The organism is Mesorhizobium sp. M0018 (assembly GCF_040323955.1).
GTDB lineage: Bacteria > Pseudomonadota > Alphaproteobacteria > Rhizobiales > Rhizobiaceae > Mesorhizobium.
In genome coordinates, this window is the sequence record NZ_JAMYVL010000008.1 from 103,252 (window position 1) to 119,976 (window position 16,725).

Annotated in this window: 11 protein-coding genes; 9 read left to right on the forward strand and 2 right to left on the reverse strand. The window is 61.8% G+C overall.

Annotation, left to right across the window (positions count from 1 at the left end; genetic code table 11):
* Positions 1–20: 20 nt before the first annotated feature.
* From glgB to bglA, 6 genes are read left to right on the forward strand one after another with little or no spacing between them, the layout of a single operon-like run.
* Positions 21–2,234 carry a 1,4-alpha-glucan branching protein GlgB gene (gene glgB, locus NKJ81_RS13500; protein WP_352470954.1) on the forward strand — a complete coding sequence of 738 codons (2,214 nt, stop codon included), beginning with the start codon at positions 21–23 and terminating at the stop codon, positions 2,232–2,234.
* Positions 2,235–2,269: 35 nt separating this feature from the next.
* Positions 2,270–3,535, forward strand: a complete 1,266-nt coding sequence (gene glgC, locus NKJ81_RS13505; protein WP_352470955.1) for a glucose-1-phosphate adenylyltransferase — start codon at positions 2,270–2,272, stop codon at positions 3,533–3,535.
* A 3-nt stretch (positions 3,536–3,538) separates the two neighbouring features.
* On the forward strand, positions 3,539–4,984 hold the full coding sequence (glgA, locus tag NKJ81_RS13510) for a glycogen synthase GlgA (protein ID WP_352540724.1): 1,446 nt from the start codon (positions 3,539–3,541) through the stop codon (positions 4,982–4,984).
* 3 nt (positions 4,985–4,987) lie between these two features.
* The gene (locus tag NKJ81_RS13515) at positions 4,988–6,616 is read left to right on the forward strand and encodes an alpha-D-glucose phosphate-specific phosphoglucomutase (RefSeq protein WP_352490796.1); all 1,629 of its coding nucleotides are present in this window, start codon (positions 4,988–4,990) and stop codon (positions 6,614–6,616) included.
* Positions 6,616–8,649: a glycogen debranching protein GlgX gene (glgX, locus tag NKJ81_RS13520; RefSeq protein ID WP_352540725.1), complete on the forward strand. Its 2,034-nt coding sequence runs from the start codon at positions 6,616–6,618 to the stop codon at positions 8,647–8,649. The genes NKJ81_RS13515 and glgX overlap by 1 nt, the downstream gene beginning before the upstream one ends.
* On the forward strand, positions 8,639–10,267 hold the full coding sequence (gene bglA / locus NKJ81_RS13525) for a beta-galactosidase BglA (RefSeq protein ID WP_352540726.1): 1,629 nt from the start codon (positions 8,639–8,641) through the stop codon (positions 10,265–10,267). The genes glgX and bglA overlap by 11 nt, the downstream gene beginning before the upstream one ends.
* Positions 10,268–10,283: 16 nt before the next feature.
* Here the strand turns inward: bglA and NKJ81_RS13530 are convergent, their stop codons facing one another.
* Positions 10,284–12,023: a pilus assembly protein TadG-related protein gene (locus NKJ81_RS13530; RefSeq protein ID WP_352540800.1), complete on the reverse strand. Its 1,740-nt coding sequence runs from the start codon at positions 12,021–12,023 to the stop codon at positions 10,284–10,286.
* 46 nt (positions 12,024–12,069) lie between these two features.
* Complete coding sequence (locus NKJ81_RS13535; RefSeq protein WP_084641571.1) at positions 12,070–12,549, reverse strand: TadE family protein; 480 nt, start codon at positions 12,547–12,549, stop codon at positions 12,070–12,072.
* Positions 12,550–12,930: 381 nt separating this feature from the next.
* Here NKJ81_RS13535 and NKJ81_RS13540 point away from each other — a divergent pair, with 381 nt between their 5' ends.
* The 3 genes from NKJ81_RS13540 to NKJ81_RS13550 all read left to right on the forward strand — a co-directional run bounded on the left by NKJ81_RS13540 (position 12,931) and on the right by NKJ81_RS13550 (position 16,724).
* Complete coding sequence (locus NKJ81_RS13540; RefSeq protein WP_352540727.1) at positions 12,931–14,523, forward strand: peptide ABC transporter substrate-binding protein; 1,593 nt, start codon at positions 12,931–12,933, stop codon at positions 14,521–14,523.
* Between the two features lie 166 nt (positions 14,524–14,689).
* Positions 14,690–15,613, forward strand: a complete 924-nt coding sequence (locus NKJ81_RS13545; RefSeq protein WP_352470962.1) for an ABC transporter permease subunit — start codon at positions 14,690–14,692, stop codon at positions 15,611–15,613.
* Positions 15,606–16,724 (forward strand): ABC transporter permease, encoded by a 1,119-nt coding sequence (locus NKJ81_RS13550; protein WP_352449089.1) that lies wholly within the window; start codon positions 15,606–15,608, stop codon positions 16,722–16,724. The genes NKJ81_RS13545 and NKJ81_RS13550 overlap by 8 nt, the downstream gene beginning before the upstream one ends.
* Position 16,725 lies beyond the last annotated feature (1 nt).

Here is a 16,725-nt window from a genome sequence, read left to right on the forward strand (position 1 = left end):
CCGGGGAGGGTCACTGCCTGATGAGCAAGCCGCGCGCGACCGTTGCGACAAGCGGGCCGGACGGACTGGCGCCAGCCGACGATGTCGCGGCGATTGTCGCCGGCACGCACGGCGATCCGTTTGCCGTGCTTGGCGTGCATGAGGCGGGGAAGGGCTTTGTCGCCCGCTGCTTCGTCCCTCATGCCGAGTTCGTCACCGCCTATACGCTGACCGGCAAGAAGGCCGGCGAGCTGTCGAGACACGACGACCGCGGTTTCTTCGAAGGCAAACTGTCGCTGCGCAAACGTCAGCCGCTGCGCTATCACGCCAGGAATTCCGGCGGTGACTGGTGGCTGACGGATCCATATTCCTTCGGTCCCGTGCTCGGCCCGCTGGACGATTATTACATCGCCGAAGGGTCGCATCTCAGGCTGTTCGACAAGCTCGGCGCCCATCTCATCGACCATGAAGGTGCATCGGGTGTGCATTTTGCGGTGTGGGCGCCCAATGCAAGGCGTGTCTCGGTGGTCGGCGACTTCAACGAGTGGGACGGCCGCAGGCATACCATGCGCATCCGCCGCGACACCGGCATCTGGGAGCTGTTCATTCCCGACATCGGCGCTGGCCGCCCGTATAAGTATGAAATCATCGGGCCGGATGGCGTGAGATTGCCGCTCAAAGCCGATCCGTTTGCCTTCAAGTCCGAACTGCGCCCGGCCACCGCCTCGGTTACGGCACTGCCGCCGGCGCATGAATGGGGTGACGAGGCGCACCGGAACTACTGGCGCAATGCCGACCACAGGCGCGAAGCCGTATCGATCTACGAGGTCCATGCCGGGTCATGGCGGCTTCACGACGACGGCAGCTTCCTGTCGTGGGATGAGCTCGCCGACAGGCTGATCCCTTACGTGGTCGAGACCGGTTTTACCCACATCGAATTCATGCCGATCTCCGAACACCCTTATGACCCGTCCTGGGGCTACCAGACGACGGGTCTTTATGCGCCGACTGCCCGCTTTGGCGATCCGGACGGTTTTGCCCGCTTCGTCGACGGCGCCCACCGTGCAGGCATCGGCGTCATCCTTGACTGGGTGCCGGCGCATTTCCCGGTTGACGAACACGGTCTGGCAAAGTTCGACGGTACCGCGCTCTACGAACATGCCGATCCGCGCAAGGGCTTCCATCCCGACTGGAACACAGCGATCTACAATTTCGGCCGTCGCGAAGTGATTTCGTTCCTGGTCAACAATGCGCTGTTCTGGGCCGAGAAATATCACGTCGACGGACTGCGCGTCGATGCGGTCGCCTCGATGCTTTATCTCGATTATTCGCGCAAGGCCGGTGAATGGATTCCCAACGAGAAGGGCGGGCGAGAGAACCTCGAAGCGGTCAGCTTCCTGCAGCGGATGAACAAGGAGGTCTACGGCCACCATCCAGGTGTGATGACCATCGCCGAGGAATCGACCTCGTGGCCGAAAGTCTCGCAGCCGGTGCATGAAGGCGGACTGGGCTTCGGTTTCAAGTGGAACATGGGTTTCATGCATGACACTTTGGAGTATTTCTCCAAGGAGCCGATCTTCCGCAAGCATCACCACAACGACATCACCTTCGGCCTGGTCTACGCTTTCAGCGAGAATTTTGTGCTGCCGCTGTCCCATGACGAGGTGGTGCACGGCAAAGGCACGCTGCTCAACAAGATGGCCGGCGACGACTGGCAGAAATTCGCGACGCTGCGGGCCTACTACGCCTTCATGTGGGGTTATCCTGGCAAGAAGCTGTTGTTCATGGGCCAGGAGTTCGCACAGCGCCGCGAGTGGAGCGAGGCGCGCGCGCTCGACTGGAACCTGCTCGATTTCCGGTTCCACCGTGGCGTCTGGCAGACGGTGCGCGATCTCAACTATCTCTACCGCTCGCGCCCCGCGCTGCATGCCCGCGACTGCGAGCCGGAGGGCTTTTCCTGGCTGATCGTCGACGACAGCGCGAACTCGGTCTTTGCCTGGCTGCGCAGCGCGCCGGGCGGCAACCCGGTCGCCGTCATTTCCAACTTCACGCCGGTGCCGCGCGACAATTACCGCGTGCCGTTGCCGCAGGCCGGAAAATGGCGCGAGATCATCAACACCGATGCCACGGATTATGGCGGTTCCGGCAAGGGCAATAGCGGCGTCGTCGAGGCTCGGGCGGAAGGGGGAGGGATTTCGGCGACGATGCTTTTGCCGCCGCTGTCGACGATCATGCTCGAATTCGTCCCGGACTGAGCTATGTCTGGAGCATCTAACCTGGGAGGATAGGAATGGCTGAAATAAAACGAACACAGCCGCTGGCACGCGACGCCATGGCTTATGTGCTGGCAGGCGGCCGTGGCAGCCGGCTCAAGGAACTGACCGACCGCCGCGCCAAGCCGGCGGTCTATTTTGGCGGCAAGACCCGCATCATCGATTTCGCGCTGTCCAATGCGCTCAATTCCGGTATCCGCCGCCTCGGCGTCGCCACCCAGTACAAGGCGCATTCGCTGATCCGCCATCTGCAGCGCGGCTGGAACTTCCTGCGGCCCGAGCGCAACGAGAGTTTCGACATCCTGCCGGCCAGTCAGCGTGTGTCGGAAACGCAATGGTATGAGGGCACCGCCGACGCCGTGTACCAGAACATCGACATCATCGAGGCCTACGGGCCGGAATACATGGTCATCCTGGCCGGCGACCACATCTACAAGATGGACTACGAAATGATGCTGCGCCAGCATGTCGAGGCCGGCGCCGACGTCACCGTCGGCTGCCTCGAAGTGCCACGCATGGAAGCCACGGGCTTCGGCGTCATGCATGTCGATCCCAAGGACACCATCATCTCCTTCATCGAAAAGCCCGCCGATCCGCCGGGCATTCCCGACAAACCGGATTTCGCGCTGGCCTCGATGGGCATCTATGTGTTCAAGACCAAATTCCTGATGGAGCAATTGCGTCGCGATGCGGCGGAGCCCGGCTCGAGCCGGGACTTCGGCAAGGACATCATCCCCTACATCGTCGAGCACGGAAAGGCGATCGCCCATCGTTTTGCCAAATCCTGCGTGCGCTCGACCGCCGAGAACGAGGCCTATTGGCGCGACGTCGGCACGGTCGACGCCTATTGGGAGGCCAATATCGACCTGACCGACATCACGCCGGAACTCGACCTTTACGACCGCGATTGGCCGATCTGGACCTATGCCGAGTTGAAGCCGCCGGCAAAGTTCGTGCATGACGAGGATGGCCGCCGCGGGTCGGCCGTGTCGTCTCTCGTGTCGGGCGATTGCATCGTTTCGGGCGCTTCGCTGAAGCGAAGCCTGATCTTCACCGGCGCGCGCATAAATTCCTATTCGACGCTGGAGGAGGTCGTCATGCTGCCGGACGTCCATGTCGGCCGCAGCGCCAGGCTGAAGCGCGTGGTCATCGATCACGGCGTCAGGATTCCGGAGGGTCTGGTGGTCGGCGAGGATCCCGTCCTCGACGCCAAGCGTTTCCGCGTTTCGGAAAAAGGCATCTGCCTGGTCACGCAGGACATGATCAACAGGCTGGGATCGTAGTGCATGCAGGTTCTGTCGGTGGCGCCCGAGATCTTTCCGCTGGTCAAGACGGGCGGGCTCGCCGACGTGACCGGCGCCTTGCCCGTGGCATTGGCCGGCAAGGGCGTCACCATGCGCACGCTCGTCCCCGGCTATCCTCAGGTGATGGGCGCCTTCAGGAAAAAGAAGCCGGTTCAGCAATATCCATTGCTGCAGGGCGGCAAGGCTTCGGTGTATGCCGCCCAGATCGCCGGGCTCGACCTGTTCGTGCTTGACGCGCCGCATCTTTTCGACCGTTCCGGCGGCCCATACGGCAACGCGACAGGCGCCGACTGGCCGGACAATTGGCGGCGGTTCGCGGCCTTGAGCCAGGTAGGCGGTGATATTGCCGGCGGCGCGATCTCGGGCTACCTGCCCGATATCGTCCATGCCCATGACTGGCAGTCGGCAATGACGCTTGCCTACATGCGCTACGGCAAGGCGGTCGGCACGCCGTCGATGATCACCGTGCACAACCTAGCCTTCCAAGGCCAGTTCGGCGCCGGCATCTTTGGCGAGCTTGGCCTGCCGGCGGCGGCGATGGCGCTCGACGGCGTCGAATATTACGGCGGCGTCGGCTTCCTCAAGGCCGGCCTGCAGGCGGCGTGGGCGATCACCACGGTCAGCCCGACCTATGCGCAGGAAATCCGCTTGCCCGAATTCGGCATGGGCCTCGACGGCCTGATCAACATGCGCTCCGTCGATCTCCATGGCATCGTCAACGGCATCGATACCGAGATCTGGAACCCGGAAACCGACAAGCATCTGGTCTCCAACTACACCGCAAAGACGCTCAAGGCGCGAATGCCCAACAAGGCCGCGGTCGAGGACCGTTTCAGCCTCGATCGCGATGATAGCCCGATCGTCTGCGTCGTCAGCCGGCTGACCTGGCAAAAGGGCATGGACATACTGGCTGCGGCCATCGACGGCATCGTTGCAAGAGGTGCACGGCTGGCGATCCTCGGCTCCGGCGACGCTGGGCTGGAAGGCGCGTTGCTTGCCGCCGCAGCCCGCCATCGCGGCCGCATCGGCGTCGTCGTCGGCTATGACGAGGGACTCTCCCACACCATGCAGGGCGGCTGCGACGCAATCATTATCCCATCGCGCTTCGAACCTTGCGGGCTGACACAGCTTTACGGCCTGCGCTATGGCTGCGTGCCGGTCGTCGCGCGCACCGGCGGCCTTGCCGACACGATCATCGATGCCAACGAAGCCGCCATCTCTGCCGGCGTGGCGACCGGTTTCCAGTTTGCGCCCGCCAATGCCGGCGCCTTGCTGCACGCCGTCCGCCGCCTTGTCGAGGCGCATGCCAATCCCGCAGTGTGGACGTCGATGCAGCGGCAAGGCATGAAGGCCGACGTTTCGTGGGACAAAAGCGCCGAAAAATATGTCCAACATTATCGCTTGCTGCTTTCGAAAAGGGCTGCCTGACTGATGATCCGCACCGTCGCCACCAAACCCTATCCCGACCAGAAGCCCGGCACCTCCGGGCTGCGTAAAAAGGTCCCGGTGTTCCAGCAGGAGCACTATGCCGAGAACTTCATCCAGTCGATCTTCGACGCGCTGGACGGGTTCGAGGGCAAAACCCTGGTGATCGGCGGCGACGGCCGCTTCTATAACCGCGAGGTCATCCAGAAGGCCATCGCCATGGCCGCGGCAAACGGCTTCGGCAAGGTGATGGTCGGGCAGGGCGGCATCTTGTCGACGCCGGCCGCTTCGCATGTCATCCGCAAATACAAGACCTTTGGCGGCATCATCCTGTCGGCCAGCCACAATCCGGGTGGCCCGCATGAGGATTTCGGCATCAAGTACAATGCCGGCAATGGCGGCCCGGCGCCGGAAAAGCTGACCGATGCGATCTTCGAAAAAACCAAGGCGATTTCAAGCTTCAAGATCGCCGATATCGGGCAGGTCGACATCGACACGATCGGCACGGTCAAGACGGGGGACATGACCGTCGAAATCATCGATCCTGTCGCCGACTATGCCGAACTGATGGAAAGCCTGTTCGATTTCGACGCATTGCGGGCGCTGTTCAGGTCGGGCTTCCGCATGCGCTTCGACGCCATGCATGCGGTGACCGGCCCCTACGCCAAGGAGATCCTCGAAAACCGGCTCGGCGCGCCCAACGGCACCGCCCGCAATTTCATTCCGCTGCCGGATTTCGGCGGCCATCATCCCGATCCCAATCTGGTGCACGCAAAACACCTCTACGACGAGATGATGGGGCCGGATGCGCCAGACTTTGGCGCCGCCTCGGATGGCGACGGCGACCGCAACCTGATTATCGGCAAGGGAATTTTCATCACCCCGTCGGATTCGGTGGCGATGCTCGCCGCCAACGCCCATCTGGCGCCGGGCTACAAGGCGGGGCTGAAAGGCATCGCCCGCTCGATGCCGACCAGCGGTGCTGCCGACCGGGTCGCCGAAAAGCTCGGCATCGGCATCTACGAGACGCCGACCGGCTGGAAATTTTTCGGCAATCTGCTCGATGCCGGCATGGCAACGATCTGTGGCGAGGAGAGTGCGGGGACCGGCTCCAACCATGTCCGCGAAAAGGACGGCCTGTGGGCTGTGCTTTTATGGCTCAACATCCTTGCCGTTCGCGGCGAAAGCGCCAAGCAGATCGTCACCCAGCATTGGACGGCCTATGGCCGTAACTATTATTCGCGCCACGACTACGAGGAGGTCGAGACCGATCGTGCCAACGCGCTTGTTGGCGAGTTGCGCGCCAAGCTCGGCTCGCTGCCTGGCACCCGCGTCCGCGGCATGACGATCGCCAGCGCTGATGATTTCGCCTATCACGATCCGGTCGACGGCTCGGTCAGCGAGAACCAGGGCATCAGGGTGCTGTTCGAAGGCGGCTCACGCGTCGTCTTCCGCCTGTCCGGCACCGGCACCTCGGGCGCGACGCTGCGGCTTTATGTCGAGCGCTACGAGCCGGACAAGAACCGCCACGATCTCGACACCCAGGAGGCGCTTGCCGATCTGATCGCGGCGGCCGACGACATTGCCGGGATTCGCAGCCATACCGGCCGCGCCAAGCCGAGCGTCATCACCTGATGTCGTCGGGACTATCCGCCGGCTATCGTCCGCGATTTGGCGGGCTTGCCGGGGAGGGCGGTATCCGCTTCGCCGCATGGTCCTCGTCGGCTCGGCGCATCTGGGTTTCGATTTTCGACGAACACGGCAACCGCGAAGTCGACCGGCTGGAACTCCAGTCGGAAGACGAGGGCGTCCATGCACTTTTTGTTGCCGGTCTCGCCGCCGGGACCCGATACGGGTTCCGCGCCGATGGCGACTACGCGCCGGAACACGGTCTCTGGTTCGATCCCGACAAGCTGCTGGCCGATCCCTATGCCGTCGAGATCGACAGGCCCTATGCCTATGACGGCCGGCTCGCCGCGCGCCGAGGCGAGGGGGCCGACACTGCGCCGCTGATGCCGAAAGCCATCGCCGGCGCCTTGCCGGAACCCTTGCCCGCCTTGCCGCCGCTGTTTCGGCCCGGCGGCCTTATCTACGAAGTGCCGGTACGCGCCTTCACAAAGCTGCATCCCGACATTCCCGAGAAGCAACGCGGCACCATTGCAGCGCTCGCTCACCCCCTCGTTGTCGAGCATCTGCAAAAACTCGGCGTGGCAGCCATTGAGTTGATGCCGGTGACTGCATCGATCGACGAACGGCATTTACCGCCGCTCGGTCTGCGCAACGCCTGGGGTTATAATCCCGTGACCTTCATGGCGCTCGATCCGCGACTGGCGCCCGGCGGTCTGGCCGAGTTGCGCGGAACGGTCGCCGCGCTGCGCGAGGCCGGCATCGGCACCATTCTCGACCTGGTGTTCAACCACACCGGCGAAAGCGACCGGCTCGGCCCGACATTGTCGCTGCGCGGGCTCGACAGCCGCGCCTATTATCGGCACGAGCCGGACGGCGCTCTGGTCAATGACACCGGAACCGGCAATACGCTCGCCTGCGAGCATCCGGTCGTCCGGGAAATGGTCCTCCACACGCTTCGCCACTTTGTCCAGCGCGCCGGTGTCGACGGATTCCGCTTCGACCTGGCGCCGATCCTCGGCCGCGTCGACGGCGTTTTCGACGCCGATGCGCCGCTGCTGAACGCCATTCGCAACGACCCTGTTCTTGGCGACCGGGTGCTGATCGCCGAGCCTTGGGATATCGGACCGGATGGCTATCAGCTCGGCAATTTTCCGCCGCCCTTCCTCGAATGGAACGACAAATACCGCGACGATATCCGCCGCTTCTGGCGCGGCGACGGCGGCATGATCGGTGCCCTGGCGACGCGGCTTGCCGGTTCGTCCGACGTCTTTGCCAAAGCAGGCCAGACAACGAGCCGCAGCATCAACTTCATCGCCGCGCATGACGGCATGACGCTGGCCGATATCGTCGCTTATGGGCACAAGCACAACGAGGCCAATGGCGAACTGAACCGCGATGGTCACGACGACAACCTGTCCTGGAACGATGGCGTCGAGGGCGAGACCAGCGACCAGTCAATCGTTACGGCCCGTTTCGATGACCAGCGCGCGCTGCTGGCGACGCTCTTTGCCTCGCGCGGCACGATCATGCTGACGGCCGGCGACGAGTTCGGCCGCACGCAGCGCGGCAACAACAACGCCTACGCGCAGGACAATGACATCACCTGGCTCGACTGGGCCGGGCGCGACCTGGCGCTCGAGCATCATACGGCTCTGCTCGCCAGGATGCGTCGCGCCGTGCCGGCGCTCTTGGACACAGCATTCCTGACCGGAGAACAGCCTGCGGGTTCGGAAATCCCAGACGTAGCCTGGCTGACGGAAACCGGCGTGCCGTTCGACGAGGCAGCCTGGGACGATGCCAGGCGGCACCGGCTGGTCATGGTTCTCGGTAGCGGTGAGAACAGTCGCCTTGCGGTGGTCATCAATGGCGACCGCCGGGCCTGCATGTTCACGCTGCCGGAACGGGCGGGTTTTCATTGGCGCCCAGCTATCGAACCGGATAGTAGCGATATCTCGCGGCCGGTGCCTGGGCGAACAGTCCTGTTCATGATCGAAAGCAGGACAGCGTGTGCGGGCGCAGGGGAGAGCCATGATGGCTGACAATGCCGAATGGTGGCGCGGCTGCGTCATCTACCAGATCTACCCGCGCTCCTTCCAGGACACGACAGGCGACGGCAGCGGCGATCTCAGCGGCATCACCTCGAGGCTGGCCCATGTCGCATCGCTCGGTGCCGACGCCGTTTGGCTGTCGCCTTTTTTCAAGTCGCCAATGGCCGATATGGGTTACGACGTTTCGGATTACTGCGCCGTCGATCCGATGTTCGGCACATTAGAGGATTTCGACGCACTGATTGCAGAGGCGCACCGGCTCGGCCTGAAGGTGATCATCGATCAGGTCTTGTCGCATTCGTCGGATCGGCACGAATGGTTCGTCGAAAGCCGCACGAGCCATGACAACCCCAAGGCCGACTGGTACGTCTGGGCCGATGCGAAGCCCGACGGCACCGCCCCCAACAACTGGCTGTCGCTTTTCGGCGGCCCGGCCTGGGAATGGGACGCAACGCGCAGGCAATATTACCTGCACAATTTCCTCGCCTCGCAGCCGGACCTGAATTTCCACAACCCAAAGGTGCAGGACGCCTTGCTGGAAACGGTGCGGTTCTGGCTCGAGCGCGGCGTCGACGGTTTCCGGCTGGATACGGTCAACTATTACGTCCACGACCGCTGGCTGCGCAGCAACCCGCCTTTGGCGGAAAGCGTCGCCGGCACCAATACGGCAACCAGCCCCTATCTCTATCAGGAGCATCTGTTCGACAAGAGCCAGCCGGAAAACCTTGCTTTCCTCAGGCGCTTCCGGGCCTTGCTTGACGAATATGAAGGCCGCGCCGCTGTCGGCGAGATTGGCGACGAAACGCGTTCCTTGCAGACACTCGCCGCCTATACCGGCGGTGGCGACAAGCTCCAAATGTCCTACACGTTCGACCTGCTCGGCCCGCAATTCTCGGCGTCGCATGTGCGTGGCTGTGTCGAGGCCTTCGAGAGTAAGGTATTCGACGGCTGGGTTTGCTGGGCGTTCTCCAACCACGATGTCGTGCGCCATGTCAGTCGATGGAAAAGGCCGGGCGGCGATCCGGACAGGGTGGCGAAATTCTCGATCGTGCTGCTTTCCTGCCTGCGCGGATCGATCTGCCTCTACCAAGGCGAAGAACTCGGGCTGGAGGAGGCCGAACTGGCGTTCGAGGATTTGCGCGATCCTTTCGGCATCCGCTTCTGGCCGGGGATCAAGGGGCGGGATGGGTGCCGAACGCCGATGGTCTGGGAGGCTGGCGCCGACAATGCCGGCTTTTCGACGGGCAAGCCGTGGCTTCCGGTCCCGGCAAGCCATCGCGCCCAGGCGGTCGACGTCCAGGATGGCGAGCAAACCTCCGTCCTGGCGAGCTACCGTGCGATGCTGGCCTTGCGCAAGCAGCATCCGGCGCTGGTTCGAGGCTCGATCCGGTTCCTCGATGCCGAAGGCGACGTCCTTGCTTTCATTCGCGAAGGCGGTGACGAAAAGCTGCTCAGTGTCTTCAATTTCGCCGACGAGCCGGCCGGCTGGCAATTGCCACCGGATCTGGAAGCGATAGAGCCGATAGACCTTGGCGGTGCTGCCGGCGTCTTGCAGGAAAGAACGCTGTCGCTGCCGCCGCTGGGCTGCTTCCTCGGCCGGATTGGCTGAGCTCTATTTCATTATCTCATTGAACGAGCACGGAGCGCCCGCAAGTCGCGCCGACAACCCGCACATCGGCCTCGCCGACATGCACGCCGACAGCTGCAAGCACGTTATAGACCAGTTCGTCGACCGGCGCCGTCACGCCGTTCAGAACCGTTACCACCGCCGGCTTAACCGTTCCGAGCAGGGCCGTCACGTCCAGCCCGAGGCCCAGTGCATTGACCGAGAGCGAGAGGCCGCTGACCAGCGATGTCGTGAGTGATTGCGTCAGGTTTTTTGTGGTGACAGTTTTAATCGTCTTGTTGGCGATATCGGTGCTGTCGAACGTCAATGTGGTCGGATCGTTGTTGGTGATGGCAAGTGATGAAGAACCCTTCACATCGAGCAGATTGAGGGTAAGCAGCAGAAGCTTCACGCTCACCTGGGCAATCGTGGCATCGGAGAACGATTGCGGATTGCTGAAATCGGCGAAGGCCGATGGGTTGTTGTCGGCGTCGCTGGTGGCAAGGTGCAGCGAGGCCACGCCAGGCTGCGCGGCGATCGAGACCTTGATGCTATCCGGCCGGCCCGTCGGGCAGCTGATGTCGGTTAGCTTGGCTTCCGCATAGGCGACTTCGACATGCAGAGGCAGGTTGACGGACAGCAGGCTGATGCCGCCGCCGAGATTGGAATTGCCGATGCTCACTGTGGTGACCAGCTTGATGCGCGTCTGCGCGGTGCGCACCACGGTGCCTTTTTCCCCGACGGCCAGCCAGGGTGAGTATTGCATCGGTTCACCGATGGCGATGGCGAGCGTGGTGGAGGTAAGTCCCGGAATAGTGGCGCCGAGATCGACCTGGACCTGGTTTGAGCCATTGGCCAGCGAGGCGGCGGCACCCAGCATGCCCATCGCGCTTGCGTCGACGGAAAAGCCGGGAGACTTTTGTCCGAGGCCGAGCCTGCCGATCGAGCCAAGATCGATAAGATGACTGAGGGGTATCTTGACCGTGTTGGTGGCCCTCGACGCGATCGTCTGCAGCACAAGTTTGCTGGCGCTGCCCGACCCGGACGCATTGGCCATGGCGGTCGCGATCTGGCCTACCGTCGCTTTTGACGCCAGCACGTCGGAATAGCTGACACCTGTCAGTTGCAACTGTACGGCAAGGGCATCGACGAACGAAAGCACGTTTACATCGGCCGAGATCAGCGCGTTGTAGTCCATGACGCTGAGCGAAATGTTGGCGCCCAGCAACTTGCTGAGAAGCGCGTTGAGGATGCCGCCATTGACGCTGAGGAGCCTGGACCCGACCGAGAACATCGCTTGCGGGGTCACGCTGGCAATGGCTTCGGTGCCGACAACCGGAGTAGGGATGAGCGAACTGGCAAAATACCGGGCGGGGATTTTTTGCAGGGTGACGCGAACGGCGTTGTAAGGCGTTTTACCGGCTTCGAAGCGCTTGTCGACGCCAACGGAGGACGCCGCTGAGTATCGGCCGCCGGTGACCGACACGACGGTTTTGCCAACCGTGGGAACGATTGTCTGACCTGCCTTTTGAACAATGATGCCGGGCATTCGGTTGTCACTGAGCGTGGTTACCGCCGCGGCTTCCATATTATTGATGTTCGACGCCGCGGTGATCGCCGCCAGATCGGTCATCGCCTGGGCTTCCCTGCGCTCCGTGTAGATCGAACCTTCGTCGACAGCGAAGGCAGCCAGCCCCAGCGCGAATGGCGCTGTCAGCGCCGTCATGACGGCAAAGTTCGCCTTCTTGTCGCCAACCATCGAGCGAGCGATCCACCCGATGCTCCTCAGCAAGAACTGCGACATTTCAAATGCCTCCAATCCTGATGGTAGATCTGCGCGACATCGTGGTTTGCGGCATCGCAAGGCTTGGTAACAGGTTCCAGATCGGCAGGTTGCTGGCATCGTACTGGATCGACACGACGAACTGATTTCCGTCGGCCGTGCTGTCCGTCGCCTGATAGGTCAGCTTGCCGGAATCGACGAACGGGTATCCACTGGCATTGTTTTTGACGAAACTCGCCACCAGCGCCTGGCGCTCGGTTTGATTCAATCCGGCAATTGCGGTGCGGGCGGCATCGGCGGCGATTTGCTGCAAGGAGTTGCTTGCACCAAAATAGATACCATATGCAACCATTCCGAGCAAAAGAAGGATAAAGATTGGGGAAAGCAGGGCGAACTCGACCGCGGAAGTTCCGGACTCTTCTCCAATTTTGCGTAGATTCGTCCGTATGTGGCGCAATATTTTACGCTTCAATGCGACAGTATTACTGTCTATCTTGTTCATTGCCCTTGCCCGTTGGAACCCAAGGTCGATGTGCCGATTCCATCGAAATTTGTAACCCTTGGTTGCCTAAGAACCAATTAATACATTCCGGTAAACTGAAATGATCGGCCAGATTATTTCCCAGATCGGCGTTCTGGCCAGGAAACCCAGTCAAACTCATGGTTTCGACCATTGATTGGCCGCCCGCAAAACGACTGCCCCGGCCCCCTTACTTTGGGTGACCCCGAGAGTCTGTTGAAATAAAAAATCTCCACGTTACTGTTTGGCCACCAGCTGCCGGAGAGGGAACCGGCTGCGCGCTCAAAAGGAACCAACCAATCGGTTTCGGGGCGTCAACACTTAGAGACGTGGCCGAAGGGCGACGTCATTAGGGAGAACTCCATGTTGAAACATGTGCTGAAGGCGACGGTACTCGCCACGACCATGGTCTTGGCCGCCGGTACGTTCTACACGCCGGCTTTCGCCGAGACCGTCTACAACCGCGGAGCCGCCGCCGAAGCGGAGACGCTCGATCCGCACAAGACCTCGACGGTCTACGAAGCCGATATCATACGCGACCTGTTCCAGGGCCTCGTCATGCATGACCAGAAGACGAATCTCATTCCGGGCGCCGCCGAAAGCTGGACGGTGTCCGACGACGGCACTGTCTACACCTTCAAGCTGCGCAAGGACGGCCTCTGGTCGGATGGCAGCCCGGTGACGGCGGATGACTTCGTTTATTCGTTCCGTCGGCTGGAAGATCCGGCCACCGCTGCGGAATACGCTTCCATGCTCTATCCAGTGAAGGGTGCCGAGGAAGTCAACACCAAGAAGGGCAAGCCGGAGGATATGGGCGTCAAGGCGATTGACGCAAATACCCTCGAAGTCACGCTCAAGGCGCCAACGCCTTACTTCCTGGAGATGCTGACCCATCAGGCGACCTATCCGGTTAACAAGGCGTCGATCGAAAAGCTTGGCGCCGACTGGATCAAGGCAGGCAAGCTGGTCTCCAACGGGGCCTTTACAGCGGCAGAGTGGGTTCCCAACGACCATCTGAAGCTGGTCAAGAATCCGAAATTCTGGGATGCCGCGAGCGTCAAGTTCGACGTGGTCAACTACATCCCGACCGAGGATCGCTCGTCCGCGATGAAGCGCTTCGAGGCCGGCGAATTCGACAGTTACGGTGACCTGCCGACCGAACAGCTCGCCGATCTCAAGACCAAATTCGGCGACCAGGTCCGTGTCGGGCCATATCTCGGCATCTACTATTACGCGATCAAGACCGACAAGGCGCCTTGGGACAACGTCGAACTGCGCAACGCTATCTCGATGGCGATCGATCGCGACTTCCTCGCTGAAAAAGTCTGGCAGAATTCGATGCTGCCCGGCTATTCGATGGTCCCTCCGGGTATCCAGGGCTACACGCCGGCACTGGCCAAATACGCCGACATGCCGCAGATCGACCGCGAGGACGCTGCCAAGAAGATCCTCGAGAAACTCGGCTATACACCCGAGCATCCGTTGAAGATGCAGATCCGCTACAACACCTCGGAAAACCACAAGAACACCGCTGTCGCCATCCAGGAACAGTTGAAGCCGCTTGGCGTCGAGGTCACGCTGCTCAACACCGACACCAAGACCCACTACTCCTTCCTCGAGCAGAAGGGCGACTACGATGTGGCGCGTGCCGCCTGGATCGCCGATTACAAGGACCCGGAAACCTTCCTCGGCATATCTCGCAAGGCCAGCGGCAACAATTATTCGAGCTATAACAGTCCGAAATTCGAGGCGGCCATGGACAAGGCTGCCGCCGCCGGCGGCAAGCCCGACCAGCGCATGAAGGAACTCGCCGAGGCCGAGCGCATCCTCGTCGACGACGTCGGCGAGATCCCGCTTCTCTACTACAGCTACCACGACATCGTTTCCTCGAAGCTGCACGGCTTCGACGACAATGTGATGGACATCCATCCGTCCCGCTTCATCAGCAAGGACTGATACCTTAGCCAGGCCGCCGCGCGACTCAATGCGCGGCGGCGCCGGTTTGCCATCGCATCGGCCCGGGAACCGGATTCGATTTTCGACAATGTCGGTGCGAAGATTTGAAGGCTAGAGCGCAATCGTCCAGCCGGACGCGCGCTGCTCTGGATCGAGCGGGGCATCGATGCTGCGATTCGTTTTCCGGCGGCTCCTGACCGCCATCCCGACGCTGTTCGTCATCGTGACTATAGCGTTCTTCCTGATACGCGTCGCGCCGGGCGGCCCGTTCAACCAGGAGCGGGGCCTGAGCCCCGAGATCAGGGCCAATCTCGAAGCCCAGTTCGGGCTCAACGACCCGCTCTGGCTGCAGTACCTCCATTATTTAGGCAATCTTCTGCGCGGCAATTTCGGCCCCAGCTACAACATGCCGGATTTCACCGTCGGCGAGTTGTTCAGGGAAGGCCTGCCGATCTCGATCCAACTTGGCGCTTCGGCGCTCGTTCTGGCGCTGCTCCTCGGCAGCGTGCTCGGCACTGTTGCCGCGCTCAACCAGAACAAGCTTGCCGACTATTCGGTGATCGCGCTGGCGACCGCCGGCAGCACCATACCAACCTTCGTCATCGCCCCGATAATCCAGCTTGTATTCGGATTGACCTGGAAGCTGCTGCCGATCGGCGGCTGGGGCGATGGAGCCCTCATCAACAAGGTCGGCCCGGTACTGACGCTCGCTCTGCCGCAGATCGCCATCGTTGCCCGCCTGATGCGCGGCTCGATGATCGAATCGCTGCACTCGCATCACATCCGCACCGCGCGCGCTCTCGGCCTGTCCGACTGGTCGGTCGTCGTCAAGCATGCGCTGCGCGGCGCCATCCTGCCGATCGTCTCCTTCACCGGTCCGGCAGCCGCAGCCCTTCTCACCGGCTCGGTCATCGTCGAGACCATCTTCTCTATCCCGGGCATCGGCCGCCATTTTGTCGTTGCTGCACTCAACCGCGACTACACATTGGTGATGGGGACGGTGGTGGTCATCGCGCTCTTCACCATTGTCTTCAACCTGATCGTCGACGTCCTCTACGGGGTCGTCGATCCGAGGGTGCGCTATGACTGATATCGCAGTTGCCGCACCGGTCGTCGGCCGGTCCCTTTGGGGTGACGCCTGGGCGCGCCTCAAGGCCAATCGCGCGGCCATGTTCAGCCTCTATTATCTTGCCTTCATCGCCGTCATCAGCGTGTTTGGGCCCTATCTCGTGCCGCACCAATACACCACCATCTATGCCGACTATGTCCGTACGCCGCCGAGCTTCTCCGCCTATCCGAAGGCCGACATGATCGAAGGCGCTCTCGATGAGGCGATCAGGCGTATGCGCGTCGACATCAAGGAGTGGCGGCAGGAGGGCAGCCGTGTGTTCGTTACCGTCAAATCGTCCAAGCCGATCGACGACCGCAACATTCGCTACCTTGATCGTTCCGATACCTTTGATGACACAAAGATCGAGAGCAAATCGCCGGACGGTCTCGAAATGGTGATGAGTGCCTCAATCAAGCAGCAATATTTCCTGTTCGGCACCGACAATACCGGCCGCGATCTCCTGTCCAGAACGTTGATGGCCGGGCGCATATCGCTAGCCATCGGCCTGCTTGCCGGCATTGTGGCCGTGGTTATCGGCGTGCTCTACGGCGCCACCGCCGGCCTTGCCGGTGGCAGGGTCGATGAGGTGATGATGCGTGTCGTCGATGTGCTTTATTCTTTGCCGTTCATCTTCTTCGTCATCATGCTGGTGGTGTTTTTCGGCAGGAATTTCGTGCTGATGTTCCTGGCGGTCGGCGCGGTGCTGTGGCTCGACATGGCGCGCATTGTGCGCGGACAAGCGCTGTCGATCCGCCGGCAGGAATATGTCCAGGCGGCGGAGGCGATGGGCGTCGGCCAGCGCGGCATTCTGCTGCGCCATGTGATCCCCAATTTGCTCGGGCCGGTGGTGATCTACATGACGCTGCTGGTGCCGCAGGTCATTATCCTGGAGAGTTTTTTGTCGTTCCTCGGGCTCGGCGTCCAGGAGCCGATGACCAGCTGGGGCGTGCTGATCTCGGTTGGCGCCCAGAACATCGGCTCGGCCAACTGGCTGCTTCTGTTCCCGGCCTTCTTTCTCGTCTCCACGCTGTTCGCGCTGAATTTCGTCGGAGATGGGCTGCGTGACGCGCTCGACCCGAAGGATCGTTGAG